This is a genomic window from Mesorhizobium sp. Pch-S (assembly GCF_004136315.1).
In the GTDB taxonomy this organism is placed as follows: Bacteria; Pseudomonadota; Alphaproteobacteria; order Rhizobiales; family Rhizobiaceae; genus Mesorhizobium.
The window spans coordinates 2,497,442-2,516,550 of record NZ_CP029562.1 but is presented as its reverse complement, the minus strand read 5'-3'; the positions used below and the strand labels follow the sequence as shown (position 1 = coordinate 2,516,550).

24 protein-coding genes are annotated in these 19,109 nt (G+C 63.1%); 14 read left to right on the top strand and 10 right to left on the bottom strand.

From position 1 onward, the window contains the following. Positions 1–200: 200 nt before the first annotated feature. The 4 genes from C1M53_RS11550 to C1M53_RS11535 all read left to right on the top strand — a co-directional run bounded on the left by C1M53_RS11550 (position 201) and on the right by C1M53_RS11535 (position 4,769). The gene (locus C1M53_RS11550; RefSeq protein ID WP_129412380.1) at positions 201–1,301 is read left to right on the top strand and encodes a DNA alkylation repair protein; all 1,101 of its coding nucleotides are present in this window, start codon (positions 201–203) and stop codon (positions 1,299–1,301) included. A gap of 78 nt (positions 1,302–1,379) precedes the next feature. Continuing rightward, on the top strand, positions 1,380–2,177 hold the full coding sequence (locus C1M53_RS11545; protein ID WP_129412379.1) for a MerR family transcriptional regulator: 798 nt from the start codon (positions 1,380–1,382) through the stop codon (positions 2,175–2,177). A gap of 14 nt (positions 2,178–2,191) precedes the next feature. Further along, on the top strand, positions 2,192–3,106 hold the full coding sequence (locus C1M53_RS11540; RefSeq protein ID WP_129412378.1) for a hypothetical protein: 915 nt from the start codon (positions 2,192–2,194) through the stop codon (positions 3,104–3,106). Between the two features lie 70 nt (positions 3,107–3,176). After that, positions 3,177–4,769 carry a peptide chain release factor 3 gene (locus C1M53_RS11535; RefSeq protein ID WP_129412377.1) on the top strand — a complete coding sequence of 531 codons (1,593 nt, stop codon included), beginning with the start codon at positions 3,177–3,179 and terminating at the stop codon, positions 4,767–4,769. Positions 4,770–4,834: 65 nt separating this feature from the next. Here the strand turns inward: C1M53_RS11535 and C1M53_RS11530 are convergent, their stop codons facing one another. From C1M53_RS11530 to C1M53_RS11515, 4 genes are read right to left on the bottom strand one after another with little or no spacing between them, the layout of a single operon-like run. Then, positions 4,835–5,197, bottom strand: coding sequence for a helix-turn-helix domain-containing protein (locus C1M53_RS11530; RefSeq protein ID WP_129412376.1), 363 nt, complete (start codon positions 5,195–5,197; stop codon positions 4,835–4,837). Beyond that, positions 5,194–5,724: a Smr/MutS family protein gene (locus tag C1M53_RS11525; protein ID WP_129412375.1), complete on the bottom strand. Its 531-nt coding sequence runs from the start codon at positions 5,722–5,724 to the stop codon at positions 5,194–5,196. Before C1M53_RS11525 ends, C1M53_RS11530 begins: the two co-directional genes overlap by 4 nt. Then, on the bottom strand, positions 5,721–6,824 hold the full coding sequence (locus tag C1M53_RS11520) for a murein transglycosylase A (protein ID WP_129412374.1): 1,104 nt from the start codon (positions 6,822–6,824) through the stop codon (positions 5,721–5,723). Before C1M53_RS11520 ends, C1M53_RS11525 begins: the two co-directional genes overlap by 4 nt. A gap of 9 nt (positions 6,825–6,833) precedes the next feature. Then, on the bottom strand, positions 6,834–7,544 hold the full coding sequence (locus C1M53_RS11515; protein ID WP_129412373.1) for a Tim44/TimA family putative adaptor protein: 711 nt from the start codon (positions 7,542–7,544) through the stop codon (positions 6,834–6,836). A gap of 266 nt (positions 7,545–7,810) precedes the next feature. Here C1M53_RS11515 and C1M53_RS11510 point away from each other — a divergent pair, with 266 nt between their 5' ends. After that, complete coding sequence (locus C1M53_RS11510; RefSeq protein WP_129412372.1) at positions 7,811–8,293, top strand: FxsA family protein; 483 nt, start codon at positions 7,811–7,813, stop codon at positions 8,291–8,293. Positions 8,294–8,386: 93 nt separating this feature from the next. Beyond that, a complete protein-coding gene (secB, locus tag C1M53_RS11505) occupies positions 8,387–8,875 on the top strand; it encodes a protein-export chaperone SecB (protein ID WP_129412371.1) in 489 nt (162 codons plus the stop codon). Positions 8,876–9,036: 161 nt separating this feature from the next. On the opposite strand, the gene dnaQ is transcribed toward secB, so the two are convergent. The 4 genes from dnaQ to C1M53_RS11485 form a co-directional block, all read right to left on the bottom strand. Continuing rightward, the gene (gene dnaQ, locus C1M53_RS11500) at positions 9,037–9,756 is read right to left on the bottom strand and encodes a DNA polymerase III subunit epsilon (protein WP_129412370.1); all 720 of its coding nucleotides are present in this window, start codon (positions 9,754–9,756) and stop codon (positions 9,037–9,039) included. Positions 9,757–9,851: 95 nt separating this feature from the next. After that, complete coding sequence (coaE, locus tag C1M53_RS11495; RefSeq protein ID WP_129412369.1) at positions 9,852–10,457, bottom strand: dephospho-CoA kinase; 606 nt, start codon at positions 10,455–10,457, stop codon at positions 9,852–9,854. Next, positions 10,454–11,293 carry a shikimate dehydrogenase gene (locus tag C1M53_RS11490; protein ID WP_129412368.1) on the bottom strand — a complete coding sequence of 280 codons (840 nt, stop codon included), beginning with the start codon at positions 11,291–11,293 and terminating at the stop codon, positions 10,454–10,456. Before C1M53_RS11490 ends, coaE begins: the two co-directional genes overlap by 4 nt. Further along, positions 11,286–11,885, bottom strand: coding sequence for a Maf-like protein (locus tag C1M53_RS11485; RefSeq protein WP_129412367.1), 600 nt, complete (start codon positions 11,883–11,885; stop codon positions 11,286–11,288). The genes C1M53_RS11490 and C1M53_RS11485 overlap by 8 nt, the downstream gene beginning before the upstream one ends. A 177-nt stretch (positions 11,886–12,062) precedes the next feature. Between C1M53_RS11485 and C1M53_RS11480 the strand changes: the two genes are divergently transcribed. Continuing rightward, on the top strand, positions 12,063–12,908 hold the full coding sequence (locus C1M53_RS11480) for a hypothetical protein (RefSeq protein ID WP_129412366.1): 846 nt from the start codon (positions 12,063–12,065) through the stop codon (positions 12,906–12,908). Positions 12,909–12,914: 6 nt separating this feature from the next. On the opposite strand, the gene C1M53_RS11475 is transcribed toward C1M53_RS11480, so the two are convergent. Further along, positions 12,915–13,712 carry a class II glutamine amidotransferase gene (locus C1M53_RS11475; protein ID WP_129412365.1) on the bottom strand — a complete coding sequence of 266 codons (798 nt, stop codon included), beginning with the start codon at positions 13,710–13,712 and terminating at the stop codon, positions 12,915–12,917. Between the two features lie 46 nt (positions 13,713–13,758). Then, the gene (locus C1M53_RS11470; RefSeq protein WP_129412364.1) at positions 13,759–13,980 is read right to left on the bottom strand and encodes a DUF6356 family protein; all 222 of its coding nucleotides are present in this window, start codon (positions 13,978–13,980) and stop codon (positions 13,759–13,761) included. A gap of 101 nt (positions 13,981–14,081) precedes the next feature. On the opposite strand from C1M53_RS11470, the gene C1M53_RS11465 reads away from it, so the two are divergent. The 7 genes from C1M53_RS11465 to C1M53_RS11435 all read left to right on the top strand — a co-directional run bounded on the left by C1M53_RS11465 (position 14,082) and on the right by C1M53_RS11435 (position 19,107). Further along, positions 14,082–14,552: an Lrp/AsnC family transcriptional regulator gene (locus C1M53_RS11465; RefSeq protein WP_129412363.1), complete on the top strand. Its 471-nt coding sequence runs from the start codon at positions 14,082–14,084 to the stop codon at positions 14,550–14,552. Between the two features lie 79 nt (positions 14,553–14,631). After that, a complete protein-coding gene (locus C1M53_RS11460) occupies positions 14,632–15,174 on the top strand; it encodes a Chromate resistance protein ChrB (protein WP_129412362.1) in 543 nt (180 codons plus the stop codon). A 1-nt stretch (position 15,175) separates the two neighbouring features. Next, complete coding sequence (locus C1M53_RS11455; protein WP_245488588.1) at positions 15,176–16,396, top strand: MFS transporter; 1,221 nt, start codon at positions 15,176–15,178, stop codon at positions 16,394–16,396. 66 nt (positions 16,397–16,462) lie between these two features. Beyond that, positions 16,463–16,948 carry a dUTP diphosphatase gene (dut, locus tag C1M53_RS11450; RefSeq protein ID WP_129412360.1) on the top strand — a complete coding sequence of 162 codons (486 nt, stop codon included), beginning with the start codon at positions 16,463–16,465 and terminating at the stop codon, positions 16,946–16,948. Further along, positions 16,948–17,607: an HAD family phosphatase gene (locus C1M53_RS11445; protein ID WP_129412359.1), complete on the top strand. Its 660-nt coding sequence runs from the start codon at positions 16,948–16,950 to the stop codon at positions 17,605–17,607. Before dut ends, C1M53_RS11445 begins: the two co-directional genes overlap by 1 nt. Before the next feature lie 202 nt (positions 17,608–17,809). Next, positions 17,810–18,616: an isocitrate lyase/phosphoenolpyruvate mutase family protein gene (locus C1M53_RS11440; RefSeq protein ID WP_129412358.1), complete on the top strand. Its 807-nt coding sequence runs from the start codon at positions 17,810–17,812 to the stop codon at positions 18,614–18,616. 110 nt (positions 18,617–18,726) lie between these two features. Beyond that, positions 18,727–19,107, top strand: a complete 381-nt coding sequence (locus tag C1M53_RS11435; protein WP_129412357.1) for a hypothetical protein — start codon at positions 18,727–18,729, stop codon at positions 19,105–19,107. The last annotated feature ends 2 nt before the right edge of the window (positions 19,108–19,109 follow it).

The following is a 19,109-nucleotide window of genomic DNA, read 5'->3' as shown; positions in this document are numbered from 1 at the left end:
GAGATTACTCCTGCCAGACTGTGTCAGGAAGCCCGATGGCGTGCTGCTGCGATCCGGATTAGGAGCATTTTGTAGCCAATGTGGAATCACTTGGCGTTACAAAAATGCGGCGAAAACAAAAACCTAGGGCGTTTCCGCGTTTCCGTGAAAAACGGAAACGCTCTAGGAGCGGACTGACGGTTCATCAAGCGAAAACGGGCATGACGGAAACACAGGCAGCGCCGGCACTGAAGGAGATATTCGACCGGGCGCGGCTTGCCTATTTCGCACGCGAAACCGCGGCGATCGCGCCGGGCTTCGATGCTGAACGGTTTCTGTCGCTCGCTACCAATGATCTCGACGCGCTCGGCATCATGCAGCGGCTGCGCCAGACCGCGGTAAGCTTCCAGGCAACCCTGCCGGCCAGCTACGGCGAGGCGCTCGAGATCCTCGACGCGCTCGCCCCGCGCATCAACCACGGCTTTGCTTCGATCGTCCTGCCGGAATTCGTTGCGCTGTTTGGGCAGGAGCATTTCGACCTTTCCATGCGGGCACTGCACAACTTCACACGATATGGCTCAGCCGAGTTCGCCATCCGCCATTTCCTGGCGCGCGATTTCGAGCGGACGCTGGCTGTCATGGTTGGCTGGGCGGAAGACGACAACGAGCATGTGCGGAGGCTGGCCAGCGAAGGCTCGCGGCCGCGTCTGCCCTGGTCTTTCAACCTGAAGACCCTGATTGCGGATCCCGCGCCGACGGCACCTATTCTTGAAGCGCTGAAAAGCGATACCAGCCTCTATGTGCGCAAATCGGTGGCCAACCATCTCAACGACATCACCAAGGACAATCCGGACCGCGTGATCGAACGGGTCCGCGGTTGGGACCTGCAGGACGCCCGCACCGCGTGGATCGTCAAACATGCACTGCGCACGCTGATCAAGAAGGGTGATGCGCGGGCCCTGCACCTGATCGGCAGCACCGGCACGCCGGAAGTGGCTGTCGAACACTTCGCGGTGAAGCCGGCGAGAATTCAGCTCGGCGAGCGTATCGCGCTCGAGGCGCGGATGATCTCGACGGCAGACAGCAACCAGAAGCTCGTGGTCGACTACGCGATCCACTATGTGAAGAAGTCCGGAACGGCCTCCAGGAAGGTGTTCAAGCTGAAGGAGATCGAGCTGGCACCTGCGGCAAGGACGGAGCTTTCCATCAGCCAGGTCGTTCGCGACTTCACCACGCGCAAGCATCACGCCGGTCATCATCGCGTCGAGCTGATCGTCAATGGCGAGGTCCTGTCCACCAGCGGGTTCGATCTCGCGCTTTAAGGCGTGCAAATCCCAACTGTAGAACAGGACCATTCTGTCGCTTGACCTCGCCCTTGGGGCTGGCCTTAGACAGGGATCATGACCCGTTCTCATCTGCTTGCCGGCCGCTTCGGCGCGGCCACCCGGCTGTCACCCAAAGCGCTGCGGCTCTATGCCGAGCAGGGCTTGCTGGTGCCGGCCTATGTCGATGCGCAGACCGGCTACCGCTACTATGCGGCGGACCAGGCGCCTCGCGCCCGGCTTATCGCGAGACTGCGCCAGCTCGGCCTGCCGGTGGCACGCATCGCGGGTCTGCTGGATCTGTCGCCGCAGGCGCGCGCGATCGAGCTGCGCACGTGGCTGGAGGCGCAGAGCGAACGTCTCTCCGGTCACGCGGAACTGGTCGAGGCGATGGCTCGCCAAGCAGAGACCGCAATCCCGCCGCTGGCAATCGCATTGCGCGATGTTGCCGCGACCAAGGTCGTGAGCCGGCGCCGCCTGGTCACCGTGACCGACCTCGACGCCTATATGGCGCAGGCGGAAGCAGACATCCGTGCGCATCTGGCCGCCTCAGGCCGTGCCTGCGACGGGCCGATGAGCGTGCACCATCACGATCTCACCACCCGCGACAACGAGGGACCGGTCGAGGTCGCGATTGCCTGCGAAGGGCCAGTTGAACCCGCTGACGATCTGCTGATCAGGCTGCTGCCCGCCCGCCGCGAAGCCTTCGTGTCCGTACCGGCCGGCCATGAGAACTTTCCGCTGGTGCTTTCCGTCTACGAGGCACTCGAGGCCTGGATCGACCGGCATGGGCTGATCGCCATCGACAGCCCCTATGAAATCTATCCCGGCAGCGGCGGTGCGGATTTCGACATCGCCTATCCGGTCAATTCCTGAAGGAAACTCCCGTCATGCACATTCCCTATACCGGCTCCGGTCCCTATTGTTATGCCAACTCCTTCGCCATGATGTTCGGCGCGGCTGCCCCATCGGTCGCCGTGATCGAATTCGCCACGTCGAGCCCCTTTGGCATGCAGCTGATCGGTGGCAAGCTCCCCTTCTTCGACCCCTATGGCTGGGACCCCGAACTAAGTTTCGAAGACACGCTGGCTGCGCTCGGCTGGACATCCGATTGTGCCAAAGGTGGCAGCGCGGCAGAGGCCCTGCTTCATCTCGAGGCCGCGCTTGCCGACGGTCCGGTCTGGGTCGGCCCGCTCGAGATGGGCCATCTGAGGCATCAGCCGGGTATGACGGGTCCGATAGAGGCCGACCATTATGTGGTCGTGCTCGACGTGGAGGGCGACCGGGTGCTGATGCACGACCCGCAGGGTTATCCCTATGCGACGCTGCCGCTGGCGGATTTCATGGACGCCTGGACGGCGAAGACGCTGACTTACGGAACGCCGTTCACCATGCGCACCGGCTTCGTCAGGCAGCGGGAGATTTCCGAGGTGGATGCCATTCATGCGTCACTTCCAGCGGCCCGTCGATGGCTCTCCATGAAAGCCGTACCGAACATGCCCGAAGGCAGCCTCGGAAACGGCGCGGCGGCCGAAGCGCTGGCTGGACTGGTTGGAAGCGGCTGCGGCAAGGGCCTGCGCGCGCATCTCATCCATTTTGCGGTCCGGGTCGGCGCGCGCCGCGCCAACGATGCCGCGGCATGCCTTGCGCGCATCGGGCATGCGGAAGCCGCTGCGATCGCCGCCGAGCAGGCACGCCTTATCGGCAGCCTGCAATATCCGCTGACGGCCCGGGATGATGAGACGGCCGCCGCCCAGCTCATGAGACTGGCGCCGACCTATGACAGGTTGCTGGCGGTGCTATAGGCCCGCGTTTCCGTTCGACAGGCGGGTTTGTCGCTGCTAGAAGCCGGCCAACGAACGGAATTCCTGTTAAATGACCGAAACCATCGAGAAGGCGGTTGCCCGCCGCCGCACTTTCGCGATCATCGCCCACCCGGACGCCGGCAAGACCACGCTGACCGAAAAGCTGCTGCTGTTCGGCGGCGCCATCCAGCTCGCGGGCGAAGTCAAGGCCAAGAAGGATCGCATCCAGACCCGCTCGGACTGGATGAAGATCGAACGCGAACGCGGCATTTCGGTCGTCACCTCGGTGATGACCTTCGAATATGGCGACAACGTCTTCAACCTGCTCGACACGCCCGGCCACGAAGACTTTGCCGACGACACCTATCGTACGCTTTCTGCTGTGGACTCGGCTGTCATGGTCATTGATGCCGCCAAGGGTATCGAGCCGCGCACGCTGAAGCTGTTCGAAGTGTGCCGCCTGCGCGACATTCCGATCATCACCTTCGTCAACAAGATGGACCGCGAGGCGCGCGATACGTTCGAGATCCTCGACGAGATCGAACAGAAACTGGCGCTCGACACCGCTCCCATCACCTGGCCGATCGGTCAGGGCAAGACCTTCGCCGGCACCTATCACCTTGCCGAGAACGCCGTGCGCCGCAACGACGAGGAAGTCGAGCGCACCCCGGTGCACGGGCCGGATTCCAACCGCGCCGCCGGCCTGCTGCCGGACAATGATCGCCCGGCTTTCATCGAGGAACTGGAGCTTGCCAGGGAAGCCTGCCGGCCGTTCGACCTCGATGCCTTCCGCCAGGGTCATCTCACGCCGGTGTATTTCGGCTCGGCGCTGCGCAATTTCGGCGTGCGCGACCTGATCGAGGCGCTCGGCGCCTTCGGACCGGCGCCGCGCGCGCAGGAGGCCGATACACGCAAGGTGGAAGCGACGGAACCGAAGATGACGTCCTTCGTCTTCAAGATCCAGGCCAACATGGATCCCAACCACCGCGACCGCATCGCTTTCGTGCGCGTCTGTTCGGGCACGCTGGAGCGCGGCATGAAGGCGAAACTGGTGCGCACCGGCAAGCCGATGTCGCTGACCGCGCCGCAGTTCTTCTTCGCGCGGTCGCGCATCACCGCCGACGAAGCCTATGCGGGTGACGTGGTCGGCATTCCGAACCACGGCACGCTGCGCATCGGCGATACGCTGACCGAAGGCGAGGACATCCTGTTTCGCGGCGTACCCAACTTCGCGCCGGAAATCCTGCGCCGTGTGCGCCTCGGCGACGCCATGAAGGCCAAGAAGCTGAAGGAAGCCCTGCAGCAGATGGCAGAAGAGGGCGTGGTCCAGCTGTTCCAGCCGGAAGACGGCTCACCGGCGATCGTCGGTGTCGTCGGAGCGCTGCAGATCGACGTGCTGAAGGAACGCCTCAACATCGAATATTCGCTGCCTGTCGATTTCGAAATGTCGCGTTTTTCGGTCTGCCGCTGGATCAGCGCCGAAGACAAGCTCGACCTGCAGCGCTTTGTCGAAGCGCATCGCGGCGACATTGCCCGCGATCTCGACAATGATCCGGTATTCCTGGCGCAGCACGAATTCTCGCTGAACTACGAGGCCGAGCGCTGGAAAGCGATCCGTTTCGCCGCGATCAAGGACTACCAGGTTCGCGACAAGGTCGCCTAGAGCGGTTCCGGTTTCACCGAAGCGCTCTAGCTCTTGGTTTTTTAGCAATTGCGGACGGAAGACCGCTAGACGGGCTTTGTCTCGCGCAGCAGCGCGGTCACGCGGTGGATGTCCGCTTCGCTGATCTTGCCTATCTTCTCGGCAAGCAGGTTGGCAAGTTCGGTCGCGGCAGGCGACAGGCCGCCCGTATCGATCTTCACCTTCGGATGCGAGTTCTCGGCCAGCCGCTGCAGGTCCTCGGCATCGTCCCAGATGATGTTGAAATAGCCGATGATCTTCTGGATCAGCGGCCAGCTCGGTACGCCGCGTTTGCCGTGCTCCAGTGCCGAAAGATAGGCGGCGCTCACTCCGATCGCCGCAGCCATCTGCTTCTGGCTGACGCCGCGTTCCTCGCGCAGCACCCGGATACGCTCGCCGAGCGGGGTCATGGTCTGGTCCGCCGCAGGCGCACGTAAAGCGCGCCACCGCCGCCATGATGCCGGGCGGCATGATCATGGCTGGAGACCAGCATCCTGAACGCCGGTGTCGAAAGCCAGGCTGGAACCGAGCGCTTCAGCACACCGTCACCGCCGGAGGAAGAGCCTTTGCCGGTGATGACCAGCACATAGCGCACGCCATTGGCATGCGCGCGGTGCAGGAACGAAAACAGCAGGGAATACGCCTCTTCCTGCGTCATGCCGTGCAGGTCGACACGGCCTTCGATCGGCAGCCTGCCCTTGGACAGCTTGTCCAATGTCGGCTCGTCGAGGCTGTGGCGCACGGACTGCGCTTTCGGCCTGGCGGGCGCCGCGGCAACGATGTTGGCCGGCGCGGGCTCCTTTTGTGGTGGCTTCGGCTCGATCGCGTCCGCGGGTTCGACGATCGACTTGCCCTTGAGCGGCTTGGCCGAGCGTGCGACGAGGTTCCACAACACGCGATCTTCTTCGGAGAGACCCTGGTCGCGGCGCCGGGTCATCCCGCTGGTCCTTCGAGCAACGAACGTGGCACCAGCGCATAAAAATCGGCCGCATTGCGCACCACGCCGGCGATCTCCCCGGCGGCATCGCCGGAGCCGGCGAACAGGTCGCCGCGTGCCGGGCCGGTGATGGCGGAGCCGGTGTCCTGTGCGATCATCAACCGCCGGAACGGTTCGCCGTCAAAGGCCGTAAGGGTCGGCGCATCGACATAAAACGGTGTGCCGAACGTGTGCAGCAGGCGGTCCACCGCCATGGAGCGGCCAGCCGAGAGCGGTACTTTCGCCGCCGCGATCGGCCCGAGTTCCGGATCGTCCACCGCTGCGGGGCGGAAAAAGATGAAGGAGCGGTTCTGCCAGAGGACTTCGTCGATGCGATCCGGGTTCGCCTTGAACCAGGCGCGGATCGACTGCATCGTCACCTTCTCGAGCGGAATCTCGCCGGTGTCGGCCAGCACGCGGCCCGGTCCCGTGAACCGCTGGCCGGACTTTGCCGCATAGGTGACACGCAGCTGCCGCCCATCGGTCATGTCGAGCCTGGCAGCACCCTGCACATGGATGAAGAAGACATCGACCTTGTCGGCGAACCAGGCAATTTCCAGTCCCTGTCCGGCAAGTGCTCCGCCTTCGATCGCGCTACGGTCATGGTATTCCACGGGTCCATCCGCCGTCCGGCGCGCGAATGCGAGGTAGGGATCCATGCCGGCAGGCCGGTTGGCGTCGTCGATGTCGATCAGGTCGGCCGGGCGCGCCAGCAAGGGCCAGCGATAGCGCTCGTCGGGCACCGGCGAAGCTTCGACCACCGGCTCGTAGAAGCCCGTGACCAGGCCGGCCTCATTGTCGGGCGAGATGTGCGCCGGGGCGAAATGATGTTCGAAGAACGCCCGTGCACCGGTTCCGTCGCCTGGTGACGCAGCCCTTGCTGCCGCATAGGCGGGCTCGAACGCAGCAAAATCGAGACCGAGCGAACCGGTACGGTACGGCTTTATCGGTGCGTGGAAGGCCGAACGACGGAAGGCTTCGAAGGCTGCAAGATGATCGTCGTCGGCCCAACCGGGCAGATCGTCATAGGATCGCGCCGAAAGGAGTGGCGACAGCGGCACCTGCGGAGCTCAATCTTCTTCCTCGGTGGCGACAAGCTTCCAGTTCGGATCGCGCGAACGGGTGTCGCGTGCGAAGGTCCACACGTCCTTCACCTCGGCGACGGTTTCCGGGTCGCCGTCGATGACGGTGCCGGCCTTGTCCCGGGTAGCTGAAATCAGCTCGCTGACGATGCGAAGCGTGACGTGTGCTTCCGAACCCTTCATTTCGGCCAGAACGATGTCGGCCTTGTCGATGCCGACGAAGGAGGACTGGATCTTTTCGGACTTGGCCTCGCGCTCGCCGATGGCGGCGACGAAACCGTCATAGACCTCGCGCGACAAAAGGTTCTTCAGTGTCTTGCGATCGCCATCGGCATAAGCCATCACGATCATTTCGTAAGCCATCTTGGCGCCGTCGACGAAACCCTTCGGCTCAAAGCTGCCGTCGGCATCCTTGATGGTGCGCAGGCCCTTGTTGAGATCGGTGTCCGGCTTGGCGAAAGCGTCGATCGCGGCATAGGCGTCCGGCGCCGGCGCATCGCCCGGTGCGCGCTTGCGCGGCAGCGAAACCACGTTTTCCGAAGGCTTGGCGGCATCCTTGTCGCGCGAACGGCTGGCCGTATAGGGGTCGAACGGCGGGCGCTCGTTGCCGGTGCGGCGACCGAGCACATTACGCAGCTGGAAGAAGATCACCACCGCCGCGACCAGGAAGAATATCGTGCCGAAGTCGAAAAATGCCATGTGCTGTGCCAATCACCCTCGAAGCGGCCTACCAACTCAACCGGTCGCGCCTCCGGTTCGCGACTGATCACCAAACTATAAAACCATATAGAACGTGCAGCGCCATCATTCAAACGCAAGCAGCGCATACCTATTTGGTATAGTGAACGCCAGTGTCGCGATTTCAAAATTCGCTCAGCACCCGATATCAGGCTGCAGCGCATTTCAGAACCCGGACACTCGCGGCGATTGGTCGCTTGGCTAAACATACAACGATTGGGCGGGTTTTGCGTACTTCCTTTCTCCCTTTCTTCGTGCTGGCGCTTCCCTTGCTGGAGATCGCCGGCTTCGTCGTGGTCGGCAAACAGGTCGGCGCACTGGCAACGGTAGCACTTGTGCTCGCCTCGACGATTGCCGGCGCCATGCTGCTCAAGCGCCAGGGCTTCAGCACCATGGTCAATGCCCGCGCTGAAATTGAGGCCGGACGTGATCCGAGCCGTCCGCTGGCACATGGCGCGATGACGATCTTTTCGGCGCTGCTCCTGATGGTACCGGGCTTCATCACGTCCATAATCGGGCTGGTTTTCCTGATCCCGGCCGTGCGCGATTTTGCCTGGCGCTTCCTCAAGTCCCGCGTTTCGGTGGTCTCTTCCTTCGGCGAGGGCGGTTTCAGGCCGCGCCAGCGTGAGAAAACCATCGATCTCGACACCGAGGATTTTTCGCGTGACCCCAACCCGAATTCGCCATGGCGACGGCTCAAGGATGAATGAACAGGCGCTAAATCTTGTCTTGAAGCGCCTGTCGTGATAGCCAACGCCCGGTTTCAATAGGGGCCGCTTGGCCCAGCAAGGGGATTTTGGCTCATGGCCGACAACAATGAAGCGCAGGCAAGCAACGGCAACGGAGCGCAGCCGACGCTGAACGTTCTGGCCCAGTATGTGAAGGACCTTTCGTTCGAGAGCCCCGGCGCACCGAATTCGCTGCGCGGCCGCGACAAGGCCCCCGGCATCGCCATCAGCGTCAACGTCAACGCCAATCCGCTGTCCGACGAGCAGTTCGACGTCAACCTGACGCTGAACGCCAAGGCATCCTTCGACAAGGAAGTGCTGTTTAACGTCGAGCTGGTCTATGGCGGCGTCTTCAACATTGCCGGCTTCCCGCAGGAGCACATGCTGCCGATCCTGTTCATCGAATGCCCGCGCCTGCTGTTCCCGTTCGCGCGCCAGATCATTTCGGACGCAACCCGCAACGGCGGTTTCCCGCCGCTGATGCTCGACCCGATCGACTTCGCGCAGATGTTCCAGCAGAAACTGGCCGAAGACCAGGCCGCCTCGAAGGTGATGGTCAGCTAAGCGCTGTCACGATATTCGATAAGAAACCCGGCCTTGTGCCGGGTTTTTTATTGGTTCGCGCAATTCCGGCAGAAGTCGTTGCCGTCTTGCACCCGGAATTCGCATTGAAACAAAAAGCAGAATGTGTCCGAGGCTACGCTGCAGGCCCGCCGGAACCCAGCCTATTCGGCTGCTTCCGAGCTCTCGCCGCCGAATTTTGCCCACAGGGCCTTTTCGCCGAGCGATTCGACCAGGCGCTTGTGGGCTTCGCGTTCGGCTTCGGTCAGCCGCGAGGCCAGCGGAACCGGCCGCATGGCGATGGTCAGCTCGACCTCCGTGCCGCCTCTGCGCCCGGCCTGCGACAGTCCGCCATCCAGGCCAAGCGCGGCCTGCTTGCCGCCGATCAGCTCGACATACACTTCGGCCAGCAGTTCGGAGTCGAGCAGCGCCCCGTGCTTGGTGCGATGGCTGTTGTCGATGCCGTAGCGACGGCACAGCGCGTCCAGCGAGTTGGGACCCATCGGATGCTTGCGGCGTGCCAGCGCCAGCGTGTCGATGACGCGCTCCGGCCCGACAGCTGCATGGCCGAGCCGTGCGAATTCGGCATTGATGAAACCCATATCGAAGCTGGCATTGTGCGCGATCAGCTTGGCACCATCGATGAAGGTCAGGAAGAGATCGGCGATCTCGGAAAAGGTCGGCTTGCCGACCAGTTGCGCCGCATTGATGCCGTGCACGGCTTCCGCCTCGGCATTGATCATGCGGCCTTCAGGATTGATGTAGTGGTGGAAGGTATTGCCGGTCGGGAACCGGTTGACCAGTTCGATACAGCCGAGTTCGATGATGCGGTCCTCGCGCGCATCGAGCCCGGTCGTTTCCGTATCGAAGATGATTTCGCGCATTGCGACGCTCCGCGGCCTGGATCATCTCGACGAAAGAGACGTCGGCGCTTGTTCGTTCGGATCGAAAATGGAGTCCGGCCGGCTTTCCTGCAAGATCACCCGCCGTGATTGCTGCCATTTTCCCCTGATAGCTCGGCGATGACTGCCCGAATGGCTGCCCGGGTGACGTCAAAGCCGCTGCCGGTGTCGACCACATAGTCGGCCAGCCGCCGTTTTTCGGCGTCCGGAACCTGCTTGGCGAGAATTGATTCGAACTTTTCCCTGGTCATTCCAGGGCGCGCCAGAACGCGTTCGCGCTGCTGTTCGCCCGGCGCGCTCACCACCACGACCTTGTCGACGCGGCCGCGCCCACCTGTCTCGAACAGCAGCGGGATGTCGAGCACGGCAAGCGGAGCTCCGGCCTCGCGATGGCGCGCCAGAAAGGCGTCTGCATCGGCGCGCACCAGCGGATGGACGATGCCCTCCAGCGTCTTGAGCGCGGCTGCATCGCCCAGAACACGCTGGCCAAGCCTCGTGCGATCCACCGTGCCGTCGTGGGTTACGCCCGGAAAAGCCGTTTCGATCAGGGGAGCCGCCGTGCCGGAATAGAGCCGATGCACCGCTTCGTCCGAATCGTGCACCGGGATGCCGGCCTCGCGGAACATCTTCGCTGCAGTCGACTTGCCCATGCCGATGGAGCCGGTGAGGCCGAGAACGATCAATGTTTGGCTCCCAGATCCGCCACGACAAGCGCACGCAGCTCAGGCGTGACTTCCGGGCGACGGCCAAACCAGCGCTCGAAGCCCGGCACCGCCTGATGCAGCAGCATACCCAGACCATCGACCGTCTTCAGCCCGCGCTGCCTGGCTGCGGCGAGCAGCGGCGTTTCCAGCGGCACATAGACGATATCGGTGACGATTGCGTGGGCGGGCAGGCTGGCGGGATCGGCGGGCAGGCCCTCATTGCCATGCATGCCGAGCGCGGTTGTGTTGATCAGCAGTCCGGTATCGGTCGACAGCTCATCAGTCGCTTCGCTGCCATGCGCCGAAACGCCGGCTCCGAACTGGTCGCGCAGCTCCTCGGCACGTGCCCTGGTGCGGTTGACGATGCGAATGTCGCGGACGCCGCGTTCCTTCAGCGCATGGATGACCGCGCGCGCGGCACCCCCTGCGCCCAGCACCACAGCCGGCCCATTGCCGGCCCAGCCCGGCACATATTCATCGAGATTGGCGGCGAAACCGTGCGCGTCGGTGTTGCCGGCGCAAAGGTTGCCTTCGTCGAACCACAGCGTGTTGACGGCGCCGATCTGCTCCGCTGCCGCATCCCGGCGGTTTACGGCGGCGAACACGGCTTCCTTGTGCGGGATGGTGACGTTCCCGCCTTCGAAGCCCTTCTCTCTCAGCGCGGACAGGAACGCCGGCAGATCGTCCGGCGTGACGTCGATGGCTTCATAGCTACCGGAAATGGCATAGCTCTTCAGCCAGTATCCGTGGATCTTCGGCGAACGCGAATGCGCGATCGGATGGCCGATGACGAAGGCTTTTCTCATCTCAGCCATCGATGGCACCAAGCGACCGGAGTTCGGTCAGCAGTGGCAGCAGTGGCAGGCCGACGATCGTGAAATGGTCACCTTCGACCTTCTCGAACAGCTGGATGCCCTCGCCTTCGATCTGGTAGGCGCCGACGCTGGAGAGCGCTTTTGCACCGACCCGCGCCAGATGGCGGCCGATGAAGGCGGGGTCGAGCTTGCGCATGGTGAGATTGGCGACGCCGACATGACGCCACAGCACCGCGCCGTCGCGCACCAACACGGCGGCGCTGTTCAGCTGGTGCGTCTTGCCAGACAGCGCCAGCAGATGCCGGCGCGCGCCTTCCATGTCAGTCGGCTTGTGGAACACCTCGTCGCCGAGCGACAGCGTCTGGTCACAGCCAAGGACCAAGGCCCCAGGCAGCCGCTCGCTCACTTCTGTCGCCTTGGCTTCTGCCAGGATCGCTGCGACATCCTCCGGCGAAGCGCCGCTGTCCTTGAGCGGTGCCTCCAGCGCGCGCTCGTCAACCTTGGCCGGTACGGCTTCGACGTCGATACCGGCGTTCTTGAGCATGGCCAGCCGGAAAGGGCTGCCCGACGCCAAAATGATTTTTTCGGCCATGTCTATCTCCTCGAGCTCGTCCAACCCCGGCTACACCATGCCGCATGATGTTGGAATGACCAAATCCAGGCCTTGCGAAGCCGTTTGGTCTTTCATCTTCCTGCAACCCGGGTTCCAATATGATATCCAGTCAGGCCGGCAGGTCGTGTGGCGATCGATCGTCAGGGGAAAGAGCTCTTGGACACCATGCGGCGCGCGCTTCTCGGCCTGATCGGAACATTGCCCACCTGGCGATCCTCGTTCGCGGCAAAGCCCGGAACCGGGGAGACCCCAATGGATTCATCGGGGTCTGAAGCGGTGAAACCACGCCATGTGCTTTGTTTTCTCGGCAAGGAACGCGATCTGGCACCACTGTCGGATGCGGCTTCCGGCGCCATCGCGGAATTCGCCACCGGTTTCAGCATCGATGAGACCTACTCCCAGGCGGAACCGGACGATCGCATGGCGCGGTCCTTCGACGTGTGCTGGGATCGCGTCGAGCCCGATGCCTGGACGAAGGCCGACGAAGCCGCTGTCGCGAGCCACCAATCCGTCCTCTATGTGCTCGGCCCGCGGATGACGCGGAACAACGCCGTCACGGTCTCGACGGCGGCCTTGTTCCTCGTCGACCGCATGATCGACAAGGGCGCGTTGGCCGTTAAGGGCGAGAGCGCCGGCATAGCGCATGGGCTGTCCCGATGGAAACAGCTTGCCCTGCAGGCGGCTTCCGCCGTGAAGGCGGACGATGTTCTCGGACAACGACGAATTGGGCGGCTTGCCTTCGCCAAACGTCCTCTCTCTGCCAGGGGCTATCTGGAGAGCGTCGGTTTCCACCTCGTCGGCTTGCCGGAGGTCTATGTGCCGATATCCCAGGCGAGTGAGCGTGAGGCTGTTGCGACCATGGACGCTGTCGCGGACGAGATTGCTGAGAAAGGCCTGGAAGACGTGCTGAGGAAACGTAGGGCGAACCTCTCGTTCGAATCCCAGTATGAAGAGGACGAGTTCAAGTTCAATCCGTACGGGACAGTGATGCTCGCCGGCTGAGCCCGCCTATTCGGCCGCGACGGGCAGCGTCCCCGCGGCAGGCGTGAAGGATCGGATGGTTATCCCGGTCTTCGTCATGGTCACGAAACTTGCCGGCGGGATGGCCTGCCATTCGGCCGCTTTGCGATCGAACGGCTCGGACACGATGCAGCGGCCGCCGTGAAACGCCGACGTATAAAGCGTCGGCGCGGGGCCGTCGGTGGAATAGCGCACGGCGTGCACGGCCTCGCCGTTGGAGAAGGCGGCGGTCAGTTTCAGCGCCGGGTCGACACCTGCGCGCCGGGCGGCGTCGAGTACGCGTCTGGTCGCCTTTTCAAGGGCGGCTTGCGGGTCGGTTTCCAGCCCCTCGTCCACCATCAGGAAGAAGAAAAGTTCGGAATCGGTCGTGCCTTCGATCTGGTCGTAGAGTGCATCAGGCAACGCCGCCTCGAGCGTGCGCCGAATGCGGTCGAAGCCACCGATCTGGCCGTTGTGCATGAACGACCAGCGACCGGAGACGAAGGGATGGCAGTTGGCGCGACTTGTAGCGCCGCCGGTCGAGGCACGGACATGCGCCAGGAACAGGCCGGAGCGGATCTGCCTGCACAGGCTCTTGAGATTGGGGTCCGACCAGGCCGGCAGGATGTCACGGTAGAGGCCGGGCTCTGTGCGACCGCCATACCAGGCAAGGCCGAAGCCGTCGCCGTTGGTGGGCGATTTCGCCTCCTGCGCACAGTGGCTTTGCGCGATCAGCGAATGACAAGGCGCGCTGACGATGTCTTCGAGGAAGACCTCTTCACCGAGATAAGCCGCCCATCGGCACATGTTTCAACGCCCCTCAGGCATGATCAGCCGAAGCTGGCCTTGCGGATCACGCCTGCGGACGCCGGTTGTGCGTGCGCTCGTAGAGCTGGCGGATGATCCCGCTTGCCGTAGTTTCGAACAGGAAGGGTAAGAAAGCATGAATGAGCGCGGCGCCGCCGGCCATGAACAGCCTGCTGGCGAACCAGCCGGCGAAGCGCATGTGTTCGAAATAGCTTTCATCGACGGAATGCGGGTGGTCGGTGAACAGGCGGGCGATGCGCGTCGTCATGGTGATTCTCCCATTCTTTGGACCATCGTCCCACGCAATTTCGGGGCTGTGGTCCCAATTTGTCCTTGTGGATGATCATCCATTGGGACAATCATCCCAATATGAGTCACGAACTTGATACGATCGATCGAAGAATCCTGGCTGAGCTGCAGCGCGACGGCACCTTGTCGGTCGACCAGCTCTCGGAGCGGGTCGGCCTGTCCCGCAACGCCTGCTGGCGTCGGGTAAAAAGGCTGGAAGACGATCGCATCATCACCGAACGGGTTGCGCTGGTCGATGCCGACAAGCTCGGACTGGGCCTTTCCGTGTTCATCATCGTGCGCACCTCCAGCCATGACCCGGACTGGCTGGCCAGGTTCCGCACGGCTGTGACGTCTTTTCCCGAGATCACCGGTGTCTACCGCATGTCCGGCGATCTCGACTACGTGCTTCGCGCCCGTGTTGCCGACGTGAAGGCCTATGACCGGCTCTACCAGCGCCTGATCGCCAAGGTGCCGTTGTCCGACGTGTCGGCTTCCTTCGTCATGGAAGAAATCAAGGAAACGACCGTCGTGCCGGTTGAGGTCCGCTAGCAGGTCTTCCGATCGACATCGGGTCTCGACTGCCATGGTATAAGTTCGTATGTTACGGTCGTAACATCAGGAATCAACCATGGTTTCCCCATCCTGGCTTTTGCTTACCTATAAGGTGCCGCCCGAACCGGCGGCGAAGCGTATTGCGCTGTGGCGGAAGCTGAAGGGCATGGGCGCTGTCTATCTGCAGAACGGCGTCTGCCTGCTGCCAAAGACCGATGATCACATACGCCGGCTGAAGATGATCGAGAACGACATCCTCGAAATGGCGGGCGAGTCGGTGATCCTGGAGACCGTCGCACTGGATCGCGCGCAGGAAGACAAGGTCGTGCAGCGTTTCCGCGCCGATCGGGATGACCAGTATCGCGAATTCCTCGGTCGCTGCGCGGATTTCGAAACCGAGATCGCCAAGGAAGTTGCCATCAACAAGTTCACCTACGCCGAGCTTGATGAGGAAGACGCCGACCTCAGGAAGCTGCAGGGGTGGCTGGAGAAGATCCGCAAACTCGACTTCTACGCAGCGCCGCTGGCCGAAGAGGCAGCGGAACGCCTGCGCGCCTGCGAGGCCCTGCTGGACAGCTACGCCAAGCGTGTCTTCGAGGCCCATGACGAGAACCGCTGAGATGAACGCTGCCGACAATGCCGCCGGCCCGGCAACCCGCCGTCATCTTCCTGCGGGTGTCTGGGCGCTCGGTTTCGTGTCGATGTTCATGGACATATCCTCGGAAATGATCCATGCGCTGCTGCCCGTCTACATGGTGGCGGTGCTTGGCACGTCGAGCCTGACCGTCGGCATCATCGAAGGCATCGCCGAGGCAACCGCGTCGATCACCAAGGTGTTTTCGGGAGCGCTCAGCGACTGGCTGGGCAAGCGCAAGATGCTGGCGGCGCTCGGTTATGGGCTTGCCGCCGTCACCAAGCCGATCTTTCCGCTGGCGCCGTCGATCGGCTGGCTCGTCGCCGCACGTTTCATCGATCGCATCGGCAAGGGCATTCGCGGTGCTCCGCGCGACGCGCTGATCGCCGACATCACGCCGCCGGAACAGCGTGGCGCCGGCTTCGGCCTGCGGCAGTCGCTGGACACCATCGGCGCTTTCGTCGGCCCGCTGCTGGCCATCGCGCTGATGTGGGCAACAGCGGATCATTTCCAGGCGGTTTTCTGGATCGCCGTCATCCCGGCCTTTGTCGCCGTTTTTCTCATCGTCTTTGCGGTAAAGGAGCCCGCACGGCCGACCGGCCAACGCAAGGTTCGCATGCCGCTCAGGTGCTCGGAGCTGCGCTTCCTCAGCGCGACCTTCTGGCTGGTGGTGACCGTGGCGACGGTCTTCACGCTCGCGCGTTTCAGCGAGGCCTTCCTGATCCTGCGTGCGCAATCGATCGGGCTGTCGCTGGCACTGGTGCCGATCGTTCTGGTGGTGATGAACCTAGCCTATTCGCTGTCGGCCTATCCGGTCGGCGTGCTTGCCGACCGCGTCAGCCGGCCTATGCTTCTGGCCGTCGGCCTCCTGCTTCTGGTGGTCGCCGATCTCGTGCTTGCTCTGGTGCCCGATATGGCGGGTCTCCTCATCGGTGTCGTTCTGTGGGGACTGCACATGGGCTTCACCCAAGGCCTGCTGGCTACGCTGATTGCCGATGCGGCACCGGCCGAGTTGCGTGGCACCGCCTTCGGCGTGTTCAACCTGATCACGGGCATCGCCCTGCTCGTCGCCAGCGTGGTGGCCGGTTTCCTCTGGGACCAGATCGGACCGCAGGCCACCTTCCTGGCAGGCGCCGCCTTTGCGCTTGTGACGCTTGCTGGCCTGCTGTGCTTTCGAGCCCGGCTGTCGAAGCCCGTCAGTCGATGAAAGATTCGCGTTGAAACACCGGTAACCGGTTGACTAACCGCACGGCTCGCCCGATAGGATCGCGCCATGCACCCGACACCTCAAAATCAATCCGTCTTCGGCCAGACGGTCGGATTCGTCCGCCTGCCGCATGGCGAGGGGCTGGCGCTGCCGGCCTATGAAAGCGCCGGCGCCGCCGGCATGGACCTAAGGGCTGCCGTTCCCGAGGATCGGCCGCTGCTCATCCTGCCCGGCCGCCGCGCTTTGGTGCCGACCGGGCTGGTGATGGAAATCCCCGAAGGCCTCGAAGGCCAGGTTCGCCCGCGTTCCGGCCTCGCGCTGAAACATGGCATCACCTGCCTCAACACGCCCGGCACGGTCGACAGCGACTACCGCGGCGAGGTCAAGGTGCTGCTGATCAACCATGGCGACGAAGAGTTCTACGTCGAGCGCGGCATGCGCATCGCCCAGATCATCTTCGCGCCCGTCGTGCAGGTCCGCTCCGAGGAACGTAGCCTCGCCGGCGGCACCGACCGCGGCGGCGGTGGTTTCGGATCGACCGGAACTGCCTGATGGCGCTACCAGGGCTCGTCATCTTCGACTGTGACGGTATCCTGGTCGATACCGAGAACATGGCCAATGAGCGCCTGGCGCTGTGGCTCACCGAAGCCGGCTATCCCGTCGATTTCAACTATTGCCGCAAGCACTTTTCCGGCCGTTCGATGATCTCCGTACGCAACGAGATCCTCGAAGTGGCAGGCATCGATCTCGGCGAGGATTTCGCCGATCGCTGGAACATCGGCCTACCGGAGCTTTTTGCCAAAGGCGTCGACGAAATCCCCTATGTGCGCGGTGTGATCGATGCCGTGCGCGTGGCCGACATCCCCTATTGTGTCGCCTCCTCGGCACGCGTTTCCAAGATGCACATCACCCTGGGTGTAACCGGGCTGCTGCCCTTCTTTGAACACGCCATGTTCAGTTCCACCATGGTTGGTCGCTCAAAACCGTTCCCGGACCTGTTCCTGCATGCTGCCCGGGAAATGGGTGTCGAACCGGCCGATTGCATCGTCATCGAGGACTCGGTGGCCGGCACCAAGGCCGGTATCGCCGCCGGCATGCGGGTGTTCTCCTACCATGGCGATCCGCACTCCGATCCCGAAGGGCTGGAAAGGGCGGGCGGCATCCTCTTTGCCGACATGCGCGACTTGCCCGGGTTGATCCCGCTGCGCTGAGCAGTCCTCACGGTTTTATGATCGTTCCGTCCCACATGCTGCCGGCGTTTTGGCAGGAGTGTTCCACGCAGGCTGCCTGAACCAATCGCATTCGTTTGCCGCATCCGGGCAGTCTGGCTAGTGTCCCTCTCCTGAAATTCGCCACAGCTTGTCTTTTAGATTTCAAAGCTGCGGCCAGCGCGTCTTTTGCGGAGAGACTTCGATGGATAAGGGCAAGATTTTTCGGAACCTGCACGCCGAAACCTTCGTCATCCCCAATCCGTGGGATGTTGGTTCGGCCAAGCTGCTCTCCTCGCTGGGCTTCAAGGCGCTGGCTACGACCAGCGCCGGTTACGCCTTCTCGCGCGGCCTGCCGGACGGTGCGATCGGCTTCGAGGAGATGATCCAGCATTGCCGCGAGATCGTCGGTGCCACCGGCCTGCCGGTTTCGGCCGATCTGGAAAAGGGCAAGGGCGACAGCGCAGAAAGCGCTGGCGAGACCATTTTTGCCGCCGAAGCGGCGGGGCTGGCCGGGTGCTCGATAGAGGATCATACCGGCGACACCGACAAGCCGATCTACGATTTCACCCAGGCCGTGGAGCGTGTCGCCGCAGCAGCGGAAGCTGCGCGGGCCCTGAAGCACGATTTCGTCTTCACCGCGCGCGCCGAGAATTTCCTGCACGGCCGTCCCGATCTCGACGACACCATCCGGCGGCTCCAGGCCTATCAGAAGGCGGGTGCCGACGTGCTTTATGCCCCGGGTCTCTCCGATATCGCTTCGGTGCGCGCCGTCTGCCAGGCGCTCGAAAAGCCGGTCAATGTGCTGTCGACCGCCGATTTCACGGTTCCAGCGCTGGCTGGAGCCGGCGCCAAGCGCATCTCGGTCGGTTCGCAGCTCGCCTGTACGGCCTTCAGTGCTCTCGAACGGGCAAGTCGCGAAATGCTGGATGTCGGGTCCTTCACCTTCAACCGGGCCAACAGCATGACCTACAGGAAGATGACCGACCTGTTTGCGTCGGATCAAGGATGAGTTCGCCCACACGGGATCGCATGCGCGAACATTGCGGAGGGCTGCGGCCGCGCCTACTATAAAGGCTGCGCTATCGTCGACGACGCGCCTGGCCGAGGGTTCCTGCTGCGATGAATGTTGCGATACGTGCCGTGTTGATCGCCGCCGCGCTGTCCGTCGGCTTCGGCCCAGCGGCGCTCGCCGATGAGAAGGGCGAGTTTGCCGTGCTTGTCGAGGCGCTGCACAACGAGATCGCCGGCTGCTGGATGCCGCCTGATATGAAAGGCACCAAGCCGGCGCCGATCATCGTCAAGGTTCGCCTCAAGCGCGACGGCTCCCTGGCCGCCAGGCCGACGGTCGAAAATCCGCCCAAGGCCAAGGAAGCCAAACTGCTCGCGGCCAGCGCCGTGCGCGCTGTCGAACGTTGCGCTCCGTTCCGCAGCATGAAACGCACCCGTATCCCTTATGAGCGCTGGCGCGAACTGAAGCTCAACTTCGCGCCGATGTTCTGAGC

Coding starts and splice junctions, on each gene's coding strand:
- dnaQ (WP_129412370.1), bottom strand. CDS start 9,756: ATGCGCGAAATCATCTTCGATACGGAAACGACCGGGCTCGATGCGCGC.
- C1M53_RS11525 (WP_129412375.1), bottom strand. CDS start 5,724: ATGACCCGGCGCCGCGACCAGGGTCTCTCCGAAGAAGATCGCGTGTTG.
- C1M53_RS11515 (WP_129412373.1), bottom strand. CDS start 7,544: ATGGCATTTTTCGACTTCGGCACGATATTCTTCCTGGTCGCGGCGGTG.
- C1M53_RS11435 (WP_129412357.1), top strand. CDS start 18,727: ATGAATGTTGCGATACGTGCCGTGTTGATCGCCGCCGCGCTGTCCGTC.
- C1M53_RS11440 (WP_129412358.1), top strand. CDS start 17,810: ATGGATAAGGGCAAGATTTTTCGGAACCTGCACGCCGAAACCTTCGTC.
- C1M53_RS11550 (WP_129412380.1), top strand. CDS start 201: ATGACGGAAACACAGGCAGCGCCGGCACTGAAGGAGATATTCGACCGG.
- C1M53_RS11475 (WP_129412365.1), bottom strand. CDS start 13,712: ATGTGCCGATGGGCGGCTTATCTCGGTGAAGAGGTCTTCCTCGAAGAC.
- C1M53_RS11530 (WP_129412376.1), bottom strand. CDS start 5,197: ATGACCCCGCTCGGCGAGCGTATCCGGGTGCTGCGCGAGGAACGCGGC.
- C1M53_RS11445 (WP_129412359.1), top strand. CDS start 16,948: ATGGCGCTACCAGGGCTCGTCATCTTCGACTGTGACGGTATCCTGGTC.
- C1M53_RS11535 (WP_129412377.1), top strand. CDS start 3,177: ATGACCGAAACCATCGAGAAGGCGGTTGCCCGCCGCCGCACTTTCGCG.
- C1M53_RS11455 (WP_245488588.1), top strand. CDS start 15,176: ATGAACGCTGCCGACAATGCCGCCGGCCCGGCAACCCGCCGTCATCTT.
- C1M53_RS11545 (WP_129412379.1), top strand. CDS start 1,380: ATGACCCGTTCTCATCTGCTTGCCGGCCGCTTCGGCGCGGCCACCCGG.
- C1M53_RS11490 (WP_129412368.1), bottom strand. CDS start 11,293: ATGGCTGAGATGAGAAAAGCCTTCGTCATCGGCCATCCGATCGCGCAT.
- C1M53_RS11485 (WP_129412367.1), bottom strand. CDS start 11,885: ATGGCCGAAAAAATCATTTTGGCGTCGGGCAGCCCTTTCCGGCTGGCC.
- C1M53_RS11465 (WP_129412363.1), top strand. CDS start 14,082: ATGAGTCACGAACTTGATACGATCGATCGAAGAATCCTGGCTGAGCTG.
- C1M53_RS11540 (WP_129412378.1), top strand. CDS start 2,192: ATGCACATTCCCTATACCGGCTCCGGTCCCTATTGTTATGCCAACTCC.
- secB (WP_129412371.1), top strand. CDS start 8,387: ATGGCCGACAACAATGAAGCGCAGGCAAGCAACGGCAACGGAGCGCAG.
- C1M53_RS11470 (WP_129412364.1), bottom strand. CDS start 13,980: ATGACGACGCGCATCGCCCGCCTGTTCACCGACCACCCGCATTCCGTC.
- dut (WP_129412360.1), top strand. CDS start 16,463: ATGCACCCGACACCTCAAAATCAATCCGTCTTCGGCCAGACGGTCGGA.
- C1M53_RS11460 (WP_129412362.1), top strand. CDS start 14,632: ATGGTTTCCCCATCCTGGCTTTTGCTTACCTATAAGGTGCCGCCCGAA.